Origin of the sequence: Streptomyces cellostaticus (genome assembly GCF_023630175.1) — a bacterium.
In the GTDB taxonomy this organism is placed as follows: Bacteria; Actinomycetota; Actinomycetes; order Streptomycetales; family Streptomycetaceae; genus Streptomyces; species Streptomyces cellostaticus_A.
In genome coordinates this window covers 92,955-103,297 of the sequence record NZ_JALLIN010000028.1, presented here as the reverse complement: position 1 = coordinate 103,297, position 10,343 = coordinate 92,955, and the positions used below count along the sequence as shown (strand labels likewise).

At 70.3% G+C, this 10,343-nt stretch carries 11 protein-coding genes, 1 other RNA gene and 1 pseudogene; 4 read left to right on the top strand and 9 right to left on the bottom strand.

All coding sequences use genetic code 11. From position 1 onward, the window contains the following. Nucleotides 1–612: 612 nt before the first annotated feature. On the top strand, nt 613–963 hold the full coding sequence (locus MXD57_RS19350; RefSeq protein WP_250402785.1) for a type II toxin-antitoxin system Phd/YefM family antitoxin: 351 nt from the start codon (nt 613–615) through the stop codon (nt 961–963). Between the two features lie 58 nt (nt 964–1,021). On the opposite strand, the gene MXD57_RS19345 is transcribed toward MXD57_RS19350, so the two are convergent. The 5 genes from MXD57_RS19345 to MXD57_RS19325 all read right to left on the bottom strand — a co-directional run bounded on the left by MXD57_RS19345 (nt 1,022) and on the right by MXD57_RS19325 (nt 3,967). Beyond that, nucleotides 1,022–1,207 carry a DUF4190 domain-containing protein gene (locus MXD57_RS19345; protein WP_250402784.1) on the bottom strand — a complete coding sequence of 62 codons (186 nt, stop codon included), beginning with the start codon at nt 1,205–1,207 and terminating at the stop codon, nt 1,022–1,024. 411 nt (nt 1,208–1,618) lie between these two features. Beyond that, complete coding sequence (locus tag MXD57_RS19340) at nt 1,619–1,987, bottom strand: hypothetical protein (protein WP_250402783.1); 369 nt, start codon at nt 1,985–1,987, stop codon at nt 1,619–1,621. Nucleotides 1,988–2,287: 300 nt separating this feature from the next. After that, nucleotides 2,288–2,638, bottom strand: a complete 351-nt coding sequence (locus tag MXD57_RS19335; protein WP_250402782.1) for a hypothetical protein — start codon at nt 2,636–2,638, stop codon at nt 2,288–2,290. Nucleotides 2,639–2,728: 90 nt separating this feature from the next. Beyond that, entirely contained in the window at nt 2,729–3,385 is a 657-nt protein-coding gene (locus MXD57_RS19330) for a hypothetical protein (RefSeq protein ID WP_250402781.1), read from the bottom strand. Between the two features lie 30 nt (nt 3,386–3,415). Next, nucleotides 3,416–3,967, bottom strand: a complete 552-nt coding sequence (locus MXD57_RS19325) for an ATP-binding protein (RefSeq protein WP_250402780.1) — start codon at nt 3,965–3,967, stop codon at nt 3,416–3,418. A 406-nt stretch (nt 3,968–4,373) separates the two neighbouring features. Here MXD57_RS19325 and MXD57_RS19320 point away from each other — a divergent pair, with 406 nt between their 5' ends. Continuing rightward, nucleotides 4,374–5,357 (top strand): hypothetical protein, encoded by a 984-nt coding sequence (locus tag MXD57_RS19320; RefSeq protein ID WP_250402779.1) that lies wholly within the window; start codon nt 4,374–4,376, stop codon nt 5,355–5,357. A 321-nt stretch (nt 5,358–5,678) separates the two neighbouring features. Here the strand turns inward: MXD57_RS19320 and rnpB are convergent. The 3 genes from rnpB to MXD57_RS19305 all read right to left on the bottom strand — a co-directional run bounded on the left by rnpB (nt 5,679) and on the right by MXD57_RS19305 (nt 7,899). After that, nucleotides 5,679–6,083, bottom strand: an RNA gene (rnpB, locus tag MXD57_RS19315) — RNase P RNA component class A. Nucleotides 6,084–6,146: 63 nt separating this feature from the next. After that, entirely contained in the window at nt 6,147–6,404 is a 258-nt protein-coding gene (locus MXD57_RS19310; RefSeq protein ID WP_374114725.1) for a Uma2 family endonuclease, read from the bottom strand. A 64-nt stretch (nt 6,405–6,468) separates the two neighbouring features. Beyond that, entirely contained in the window at nt 6,469–7,899 is a 1,431-nt protein-coding gene (locus MXD57_RS19305) for an RNB domain-containing ribonuclease (RefSeq protein ID WP_250402778.1), read from the bottom strand. A gap of 73 nt (nt 7,900–7,972) precedes the next feature. Here MXD57_RS19305 and yaaA point away from each other — a divergent pair, with 73 nt between their 5' ends. Beyond that, on the top strand, nt 7,973–8,755 hold the full coding sequence (yaaA, locus tag MXD57_RS19300; RefSeq protein ID WP_250402777.1) for a peroxide stress protein YaaA: 783 nt from the start codon (nt 7,973–7,975) through the stop codon (nt 8,753–8,755). 22 nt (nt 8,756–8,777) lie between these two features. Next, a pseudogene (locus tag MXD57_RS19295) lies at nt 8,778–9,128 on the top strand (hypothetical protein); the annotation flags it as partial. Here MXD57_RS19295 and MXD57_RS19290 read toward each other — a convergent pair. Beyond that, nucleotides 9,068–10,339, bottom strand: coding sequence for a bifunctional RNase H/acid phosphatase (locus MXD57_RS19290; RefSeq protein WP_250402776.1), 1,272 nt, complete (start codon nt 10,337–10,339; stop codon nt 9,068–9,070). The pseudogene MXD57_RS19295 and the gene MXD57_RS19290 sit on opposite strands and share 61 nt — an antisense overlap. Nucleotides 10,340–10,343 lie beyond the last annotated feature (4 nt).

Sequence of the window (10,343 nt, the reverse complement as noted above, 5' to 3'; positions counted from 1 at the left end):
CCATGTCCTTGTTGCACCCAGAACGGGGCAGGGGCGGCGCCCGCCGTCATACGCAGGGGCGTGTCGCGAATGGCTGGTACGGGATGGCTTCGGCCCCGGCCTCGGCCTTGGAAGGAGCTCTGCTGTGCCGCCGTTCGAGCAGCCCGGCCAGCGCGTGACGGGCCTAGACCGCCGAAAGATCAGAGAGGGCCTCCGACGCAGGTCAGAGGCCCTTTCCAAGGCAAAGCCGCTGGTGGCGGCAGACGAGTCGGGCTGTACGCCGGGGAGAGCCACCGCGACGCTATGACCTGCACAAACGTACAGAGAGGGCGTTGCCGTGGCTACCTTGATGGCTCCGCACGGGGGCTTCGTCGTTCTCGGAGAGGCAGGTTCCGGTGGCCACTGAGGCGGACAACATCACCGCCGACAGGGAGATCACCGAACTCAACCGGCGCGATCTGCCGGTAGTCCGCCTCGACCCGCCGACATCGGAGAGGACGTCGCAGTCTCGGTTGGTGGCAGCCTCCGGGACGGGGGTGAAGATACCTCCCAGGCCGCCCGACGCGGGACACTCACCGGAATCCGTACTAGAATCTGTACAGAATCAAGCCTCTATATGGGTACGGTGACAACATGGTGATCCCTGAGGTCGTGACCGTCAGCGACGCGCGCGCGGGACTGTCGCAGATCCTGGCTGACCTGTCGGAGTCCGGCGCGGATGCCGACCCGGTCCTGATCGGCGCCCACCGCAAGCCCCAGGGCGTCCTGCTGTCCGTCGAGGCCTACGAGGCGCTGAGCGGCCGGGCGGCACGACGTGCGGCCGTCGCCTCGGCCACCGGCTCCATCGAGGCCGAAGGGCTCCACGCCTCCGAGGCCTCCGACCGCGATACCGAGGCGTACGTGAAGGGCGACGTCGACGCGGACACCCTGGTCGCCCGCGCGATCGCCCGCCACCGACAGGCTTCGGAGCGGCGGGCAGGGTGAACGATCCATACGCCATGCCCAACGGCGTGCTGCGCAACAAGCTCGGCATCACCGACCATCAGCTGCTCGCGGCAGCACCGGAAACCGAGATCCCGGCAATCGCGAGACCCTTGCCCCGCTGCCCTTTTCTAGAAATCTGCAGCAACGCGACGATGCCGAATATCAGCCCCAGCGGAGCGAGGCACAGCAGCGACGTCACCAACGCGGTGACCGCGAACGGATTCAGAGCTGGAGGCGCAGGCATGGGATTCCACTGCTGCCCCGGCCCCGGTGGCTGATACGGATACGGTGGCGGCGGAGGAACTGACACGGGATCTCAACCTCTTTCTCAACGTTTTAGGTGTCCTGACGGGACGAAGCCCGGTAGATCGGATAGAGAGTTGAACCGACGATGACGAGGAGTGCCGCAACAGCCTGGGACACCACCCCATTACCGCCGCCCTCGCTATGGACGCGCGGATAGGACCCGATACGCTTCTTCACCTGGGAAGTGCCTGCGACGGTGGCAGGAACAAGGACCTCGACAATCCTAATTGTTGCTGGGCAGAGGCACTTTTCGCTTACCTGGCCACCCGTCGGACAACCGGTTCATGAAAGCGCGAGGCCAACCGGTAACCCCCAACGCGCCCCCGTCGGAGGCTGTGCCCAGCCCGATTCAGCGGACAGTGGATCGCCCACGACGTGAGCGCACGACGGCGATGCAGAAGGCCGCGGTCAGAGCCAGTGCGCCTCCCGCCGTGAGCGCCGTCGGCTCGAACGCGGAGCCCGGTACGCGCCGGTCCGTCGGGGCGACCTTGCCGGCCGGGTCGAAGAGCATGGTGAACCGGTCGCCTTCCCTGCTGGAGGCGTCGCAGCTCGCCCAGACCTCGACGGCGACCGGCGTACCGTCCGGGAGGGCCACCGAACAGGAGTAGTTGGAGTAGTTCCGGCTTTCGTAGGCATGCTCGTGCACGGCGGAGACGACCACGGTCCGGTGCTCGCCACGCACTGCGAGCACGGCCTCGGCGTGAAACTCGGCACCCACCAGGCGAGGATCCCGCCAAGGACCGCGACGGTACCCACCAGCGCGCCCCCTGCCTTCAGCCCGAGCAGATACACCACGAGCAGCAGCGTCACCGCAGCACCTCCCCACAGACCCGCCGCCCGGTGACCGGTCAGCACCCCGCCGACCGCGCAGGCCACCACGAGCCCAGCGCCCTGGGCTCCCAGCAGAGCCCCGCGCGCTACCAGGGTTTTCGGCGCATCGGTGAGGTTCTCCGGCCCCCACAGCCCGGCTATTGACACGATGCCGCCCTTCGCCATGCGGGCACCTCATAGCCGGAAGTCACCTGTCTCGTGCCTTCATCCATCGCTTCACCGTGTCATAGATCGTGTACAGGGCCAGCGCCACAGCGCAGGGAATCGCAACCACCGCAAACCCCACCAGCACCTGCCGACTCACGCCGAGATCGAGCAACAGGAACCAGATCAGCAGACCGAAGCCGCCAAGGGTGACCGTCCGTCCGAGCACGAAGGTCTGCCGCCGGATTTCCTCCGGCGAGTATGCGACTTTTGGATATATGTTCTGCAGCCGAAATATGGAGTCTCCGATACCCCATGGATTGAACACGCCCAGCAAGCCGCCAAGGATGAGGAGGGCTGGCACCAGGGGAAAAGGCCCGAGATGAAGCGACATTTGCATTCCTCGTAATCATGTCCGCGGGGCGGGCAGACAGGATTCCCGCCCGCCCCGCGAAGGTTCACAACGTGTGCTTACCCACCCGTATCAGTGCACGCGCGAGCAGCTCAAAGAGCCACCGACGTCCAGCCCAGGAGTCGTCACACCGAAGGAGAAGGAGCCAACGGGATCACCGTTGCTGTTCCTCACGACGCTCAGCACCAGAAGGCTGGTGCCATCCTCGCGGCAGTCACTATAGGTGTTGACGGCCTGGCTATAGCCACCGGTGAAGATGGCGACCGAGCCGTCTATACCCAGGCCCGAACCGCGAACCTGGTCCCAGCTGTCAGCATTGCTGGTTTCCGTTGTCAGCGAGACACCCCACCCCGGCGAGGTGACGTCGACGCTGTCCGATCCGATCCAGGCCAAGTCGAACCCGCCGTCGGTCCGCATGACGCCCAAGCAACCGGAAACGCTCCCGCCGAAGCCGGCTCCGGCCCCTCCACCGACACACACGGACTTCGTGTTTCCGTATCCCGTCATGTCGTAAATCAAGTCGGAGCCCGGAGTTCCACCGCCCAAGGCCTGGTCGAGCAGACCGCCGAGGACCCGCCCGAGGACTGAGCGATCTGCCCCCGATCCTGCCTTGGTGGGGAGATCGACGTCACAGCTGAACTTCACGCTGTGTAGCTGAAATGGCAGGACAGTGGGAATCGAAGTGGCCACGGCGAACTGGCCGCCCGAGCACCAGAGGTTCGGAAACATCCCCTCCGAATGTCCGGCATCGATACGCCTTCAGGCCGCTTGGTACTCGGCTCGTGCTCGTGCACCCACTATCGGCAAGGGCTTCGCCAGCACCGGAGGGACGTTGCCTGTGCAGCTGGCCATCGCCTGCTCAGGCGGGACTTCACAACGCGAGGTCGCCATGGTCATGGTCGCTTCTGCTGAGGATGGCACTTCCAGTTCGAACCAGATCGTCTTCCCCGCAACGCAGGATTGCGAGCCCCACTCTGTTGCCAGTGCAGCAACAAGGCAGGGACCACGCCCGTGCTCGTCCGCAGGCAGAGCCTGTGAGAGAGCCACCGGCGTGGGATCGATATCGGTGACTTCCACACGGAGCCGCTCTCCGGTCCACCGTACGCGCACCGCGCACGCGGCCTTCGTGTGCGTGACCGAGTTCGCGACCAGCTCTCCGGTGAGCAGCTTCAAGTCGTCGGTCAGTTCCTCGCCCAATTCCAGCCCAAGCCGCCGAGCACGGTCCGCGACGCGGTCTCCTGCTGCCGACACCTCCTCGACCCGAGGCGGGACGGTGAACGCGTAGGGCGATTCCTCAAACGGGCGCGACATAGCTGGAACCTCTCAACGGGCAGGAGCTAGGGCGTCAACGCGATCTCCTGTAAGTGAACGGATCGCTCGCCGACCTCACCGGGCAGCCCTGCAGGGCAACCGGGAGATCAGGTAAAGCCCGGACTGGCGGATGACCACCATGAGCCACAGACCGTCCGACTCCCTATTCCTCCGGTGATATCACCGTCGCGATGTCAATGAGACTGCGCCAGCCATTCGCCCAAGGCCGCGACGACCGAACTCTTTCCCCACTCGTCGAACGCACGGATCTGCTCGTCCTCCGGTAGCGCGGCCAGCGTCGTGGCTACGCCGTTCGGCGAGGTAGTGGCTGCTACCAGTTGGACTGGCCCGGACCCGTACTAGAAATCTGTCGCACAGGGAGGATGGGTTCCCCCACTCTTGCAGAATGCCGAACATCGTCACCCCGCGCCTGCAGTACAACTCCACAGCGGTACGTCCGCGCTGGGGCGACCTTCCACATGCCGTCCGGCAGCTGATCTCACGGCACTTGGGTGGTGTGGTGGACGCAGAGCCAAGTGCGGGGAGCGGCTTCACCAGTGGGTTTGCCGCGGTTGCCCACGGAAGCAGCGGCACGCAGTTCATCAAGGCGGTCAACGGCGGAGAGAACGCTGTGATCGCCGACTGTTACCGGAGGGAGGCGTTGATCAACCAGGCACTGCCCCCGGAGGTTCCGGCTCCCCGCTTGCAGTGGATCGAGGAGCAGGACGAATGGGTTGTCCTTGGCTTCGACGCGGTCGATGGCGGGCACATGCCCGCCGAACCCTGGCAGTCCAACGACCTGAACGCCACCCTGGACACCTACGCCGCCGCGGCGGAGGCGCTCGCCGTGGCTTCGCCACAAATACTGGAACTCGGTCTCAAGCCGATCGACGCCGAGGGCGACTTCACCGACTGGCGCGACCTGCAAGCCGGCAGGACCAGGCCGGAGCTTCTGCCTGCATGGACGCCGCTCGGGCTCACGCCGCAGCTGGCTGAGCTGGAGGGCCAATGGCGAATGGCCACAGCGGGCACCGCCGTCTTGCACCACGACCTGCGCCAGGACAACGTACTCAGCGATACCCGCGGCGGCGCGTGGATCTGCGACTGGAACTGGCCGTGTGTCGGGGCCAGTTGGTTCGACCTGGTCCTCCTCTTGGCCACCGCGTTCGCTGACGGTCACGACGCCACGACTCTGTTCGCGGCGCATCCTACCGCCCTCGGGGTCGCCGACGAGCAGCTCGATGCCGCCCTCGCCGCGCTCTCTGGCTTCTTCCTGGTCTCCGGTGCACAGCCTCCGGCGGACTGGTCACCGCATCTTCGCCAGCATCAGACATGGTGCGGCGAAGTCACTCTGCGATGGCTGTCCGACCGGCGCAGCTGGTCGTTCTGACTGCGTCCATAAACCCGATGTGGGGTCTGTACGGTGTCCGGCTCCGCTGCCGCCCGTCCGTCGACTCCCCGTAGGCGCGCGCTCGGCTAGGCACGCAGCTGCCCGCGCTCGGCCTCCTGCTCCGGACCTACGCCGAGGATTCGGTGCAGCTCAGAGGCTTCGCCCGCCCCTCCGCTCCAGGGACTTTTCAGGGACTTTCAGCGCTGTCTGAGGGACTCCCGAGGGACTTTTCGCGGCCTAACACGGCAAGCCCTTGAAAGATCGGAAAGGGCCTCCGACGCAGGTCGGAGGCCCTTTCCGAGGCAAAGCCGCAGGTAGCGGCAGACGAGTCGGGCTGTACGCCGGGTTCTGTTCCCCGGGGTCCTCGCGGGCCCCGGGGCGACGGCCATCCATCTAGGGCCGGTGTTGCCACCGGCCTCGTGCGGTCTACCCGCGGACTCGGGCGGGCAGCCCTCGAACGTCCGCGCAGAGCGCTTTTCACGGCGCTCCTTTTGACCTTGCTCCAGGTGGGGTTTACCTAGCTGCCCAGGTCACCCTGGGCACTGGTGGTCTCTTACACCACCGTTTCACCCTTACCGAGGGCCGAGGCCCCCGGCGGTCTGCTTTCTGTGGCACTGTCCCGCGGGTCACCCCGGGTGGCCGTTAGCCACCACCCTGCCCTGTGGAGCCCGGACGTTCCTCGGGAAGCCCCTCGCGGGAACTTCACGCGGCCGCCCGCCCGGCTCGTCTGCCGTGCCGACCATGGTACCGGGCGTGTGGGGGCACCCGGTCCCGCCCATGGCTCTCCGGTCAGAGGAACTCCGAGGTCTCGAGGTCGAGCGCGAAGGACTCCGGGAGGGCCGGGGGCCTGCCGAACGGCAGCGTGCAGTGCCGGCGGTAGTCGTCGCTCCCCGGCTCGCCGAACAGGGTGAGCGAGGAGGCCTCACGGTCGACCAGCAGGTACAGGGGGATGCCGGCGCGCGCAGGGCGGCGGCGCCGCGCCCCGCGGTCGGTCCCGGGTCTGGTGGACGTCACCTCCAGGACCATGGCGACACCGTCACAGCGCATCCACGGTTCCGCGCCCCGGTACAGGCGCAGGCCCGTTCGCCCGGCGAGCAGGTTCGGCGGGTGCTCACGCGGGAGCGAAGAGGACCTTCCCCCGGCCCGGTTCCGCCCGGGTGAGGCGGACCCGGAGCCGCTCGCCGAGGGGGAGGCCGGCGCCCTCGACGCGGCCGGTGACGGCCGGGGACTCCAGTTGCACGGTGCCGGCGTCCGGGTGGTCGGCCAGGTCGATCACCACGCCCTCGAAGACGTCTCCGACGCGGTCCTCCAGCAGGGCGGCCTCGACGAGGTCGACGCACTCGCGTTTGACCGCGGCCGCGCGGCGGGCGCCGTCGGCCATCCGCCGGGGCAGGGTGCCGAGTGCCTCGCGCACCCAGGCGGGCGGGGCTTCCCCGGCGACCGCCGAGAGGCAGATCTCCGAGGCGTAGCGGTCGGCCAGGCGGTGCAGCGGGGCCGTGCAGTGGGCGTAGGGGGCGGCCACCGCGGCGTGGCTGGTGATCGGGGGCAGGTCGCCGTTCCGGAACACCGTGTAGCCGGCGCCGCGCAGCAGGGTGGTGCACTCCTGGAGGAAGGCCGCGTCGTGCGGTTGACGCGGGTCGAGGGTGCGCAGCAGCGCCGCGTACGAGACGTGGTGCGGCCAGTCCACGCGCAGGGCGGTGGCGGTACGGCGCAGCCTGGCCGCCGCGCCGTCCGGCGCGGCGGGGACGGTGCGCAGGACTCCGGTGCCGGTGGCGAGCATCAGGTCGGCGGCGGCCATTCCGGCCAGCAGGGAGAGCTGGGCGTTCCAGCCCTCGGCGGGCAGCGGGGCGCGGTAGGTCAGCAGGCGGGTGTGGTCCCGCTCGGTGATCTCCTGCTCGGGGACGTGGAGCGAGATGCCGCCGCGCTCGGCCTCCAGCCGTTGCCTGGCCCGGCCGATCTCCCTGAGCAGGGCCACCGGTTCCTCCGCCGTGCCGCCGTCGATCTGCCGCTGGACGCCGGCGGGGTCGAGCCCGGCGCGGCTGCGGACCAGGGCCCGGTGCACGTCGACGGCGACGGTCCGGCCCTCCGCGTCCAGGTCGACCGTCCACAGCACGGCCGGCCGGGTCCGGTCGGGCAGCAGGCTCGCGGCGCCCTCGCCGAGCACGGTGGGGTGCAGCGGGACCCTCACGTCGGGGAAGCAGAGGGTGTTCACCCGCCGGTGCGTCTCCGCGTCCAGCCCTCCGCCGGGTACGACGAAGGCGGCGACGTCGGCGATGGCGTACCTGACCCGGTATCCGGTGCCCCGCCGGGACAGGTGCACCGCCTGGTCCAGGTCGGTGGAGGAGGCCGGGGCGAGGGTGAAGAAGGGCAGCTCCGTGGCGTCGTGCCAGGGCGGCAAGGGGTTCTTCGCCGCGCGCTCGGCCTCCTCCCCCACCTCGGGCGGGAAGTCCTCCGGTACGCCGAGTTCGGCGCGGAGGGCGACGAGGGCGGCCCGCAGCGGGGCCTCGGCGGCGCCGGTCAGCCGGATCGTGCGGCGGGGCATGTGACGAGCGTAGGGCGAGGGGGCGTGCGCAGCACCCCGTACGCTGGCGCTGAACCGATGCGAAGGAGTACGCGTGCTTGTCCTGCTGCCGCCCTCGGAGGGAAAGGCGCCCTCGGGCCGTGGCGCCCCGCTGAAGCCCGAGTCGCTGTCCCTGCCGGGGCTGACCGGGGCACGGGAGGCGGTGCTGGCGGAACTCGTGGAGCTGTGTGCCGCCGACGAGGAGAAGGCACGCGAGGTGCTCGGGCTCAGCGAGGGGCTGCGCGGCGAGGTGGCGAAGAACGCCGGGTTGCGCACGGCCGGCGCCCGGCCCGCCGGGGAGATCTACACCGGTGTGCTGTACGACGCCCTCGACCTGGCCTCGCTCGACGCGGCGGCGAAGAAGCGGGCGGCGCGCTCGCTGCTGGTCTTCTCGGGGCTGTGGGGAGCGGTGCGGGTGACGGACCGCATCCCCTCCTACCGCTGCTCGATGGGCGTGAAGCTGCCGGGGCTCGGCGCGCTGGCGGGGCACTGGCGGGCGCCGATGGCCGAGGTGCTGCCCGAGGCGGCCGGCCGGGGCCTGGTGCTCGACCTGCGTTCCGCGGCGTACGCGGCGGCCTGGAAGCCGAGGGGTGAGGTCGCCGGGCGGACCGCGACCGTGCGGGTGCTGCACGCGCCGACCCGGAAGGTGGTCAGCCACTTCAACAAGGCCACGAAGGGCCGGATCGTGCGGAGCCTGCTGTCGGCAGGGGCCGCGCCGAAGGACCCCGCCGAGCTGGTGGCGGCGCTGCGGGACCTCGGGTACGCGGTGGAGGCGGAGGCTCCGGGCGGCGCGGGGAAGCCGTGGGCGCTGGACGTGCTGGTGGACGAGGTCCACTGAGCGCACCCCACTCCTGAGATCGTTGCCCGGCGTGTCCACCGCGTCGGAGGTCGTGGCGCTGCTGGAACACGGGGTGCGGGGGATGGAGTTCTTCCCGGCCCGGGCCGCAGGGGGCACCGCCTATCCCGGGTCGCCGGCCGGGCCGTTGCCGCAGGCCCGGTTCTGCCCGACGGGCGGGACGGGTCCGGCGACCGCGCCCGGGTACCCGTCCCTGCCCGACGTCGGCCGTGTGGGCGGGAGCCGGACGGTCCCGGCGGACGCGGTGGCCGCCGGGGACCGGGGGCGGGTGGAGGACCCGGGGCGCGGCGGGGCTCAGGGACGCAGGTGCGACGTGTCGTTGAACAGCCGCACGCTCGCGTTGCCGTCCGCGTAGTAGGCCACCGCGGACAGGGACGCGGCGGAGAGTTCCATGCGGAACAGCGACTTCGGCGGGGCGCCCAGCGCGAGCCGGATCAGCGTCTTGATGGGCGTGACGTGGGTGACCAGCAGGACGGTGCGGCCGGCGTGGGCCGCGGCCAGCCTGTCCCGGGTGGCCGCGATCCGGGTGGCGGTCTCCGCGAAGCTCTCGCCGCCGCCGGTGGGACGGGCCTCGGGGTCCCCGAGCCAGGCGTTCAGGTCGTCCGGGTGACGCTCGCGGACCTCACCGAAGGTGAGGCCCTCCCAGGCCCCGAAGTCCGTCTCCCTGAGCCCTTCGTCGACCGACACCTCCAGGCCGAGGCGGGCGGCGACGACGCGCGCGGTCTCCCGGGTGCGGGCGAGCGGTGAGGCCACGACGGCCTGGACGGTGCCGCGCCTCGCCAGCGCGGCGGCGACCCGCTGGGCCTGCTCCCTCCCGACGCCGGAGAGGGAGGGGTCGGTGCCGCCGCTGCCGGAGAAGCGCTTCTGGGGGGTGAGGGGTGTTTCGCCGTGCCGGAGGAGGACGAACGTCGCGGGGGTGCCGAGATCGGGGGCGGCGCTCCAGCCGGGTGCCTGCGACTGCGCGGCGGGGCCGGAAGGCTCACGGCCGGTGGAGCCGGGGGGCTGCCCGGAGTCGGGAGGCCGCCGCTCGGAACCGGGGGGCTGCTGCCCGGCGGTGCCGGACGGCGCGGCCGTGCCCGCCGCTGGCTCCGCGGGACCCGTCGCCCCGCGCATCGCCTCGGCTTCGACGTCGTCGCCGGCCGCGGACCACTGCTCGCCTCGCGCGCCCGCGTCCATGGCCTCGTTGGCAAGGCGGTCGGCGTGGGTGTTCCGGGCACGGGGGATCCACTCGTAGGTGACCCGGCCGGGCGGGAAGACACGGTTCGCCTCCGCCGCCAGGGGCTTCATGTCCGGGTGCTTGACCTTCCAGCGGCCCGACATCTGCTCGACGACCAGCTTGGAGTCCATCCGGACGTGCACCCGGGCGGCGGGGTCCAGGGCGTGCGCGGCGCGGAGGCCGGCGAGGAGGCCCCGGTACTCGGCGACGTTGTTCGTGGCGACGCCGAGGTACTCGGCCGTCTCGGCCAGGGTCTCCCCCGTCACCGCGTCGCTCACCACGGCGCCGTACCCGGCGGGCCCCGGGTTGCCCCGCGACCCGCCGTCCGCCTCGACGATGAACTCCCGCACCGCG

Bases quoted from the DNA above. Each gene is read 5' to 3' on its own strand.
- MXD57_RS19320 (WP_250402779.1), top strand. From the start codon at position 4,374: ATGCCGAACATCGTCACCCCGCGCCTGCAGTACAACTCCACAGCGGTA.
- MXD57_RS19335 (WP_250402782.1), bottom strand. From the start codon at position 2,638: ATGTCGCTTCATCTCGGGCCTTTTCCCCTGGTGCCAGCCCTCCTCATC.
- MXD57_RS19330 (WP_250402781.1), bottom strand. From the start codon at position 3,385: ATGTTTCCGAACCTCTGGTGCTCGGGCGGCCAGTTCGCCGTGGCCACT.
- MXD57_RS19350 (WP_250402785.1), top strand. From the start codon at position 613: ATGGTGATCCCTGAGGTCGTGACCGTCAGCGACGCGCGCGCGGGACTG.
- MXD57_RS19305 (WP_250402778.1), bottom strand. From the start codon at position 7,899: ATGCCCCGCCGCACGATCCGGCTGACCGGCGCCGCCGAGGCCCCGCTG.
- MXD57_RS19345 (WP_250402784.1), bottom strand. From the start codon at position 1,207: ATGCCTGCGCCTCCAGCTCTGAATCCGTTCGCGGTCACCGCGTTGGTG.
- MXD57_RS19310 (WP_374114725.1), bottom strand. From the start codon at position 6,404: ATGCGCTGTGACGGTGTCGCCATGGTCCTGGAGGTGACGTCCACCAGA.
- MXD57_RS19325 (WP_250402780.1), bottom strand. From the start codon at position 3,967: ATGTCGCGCCCGTTTGAGGAATCGCCCTACGCGTTCACCGTCCCGCCT.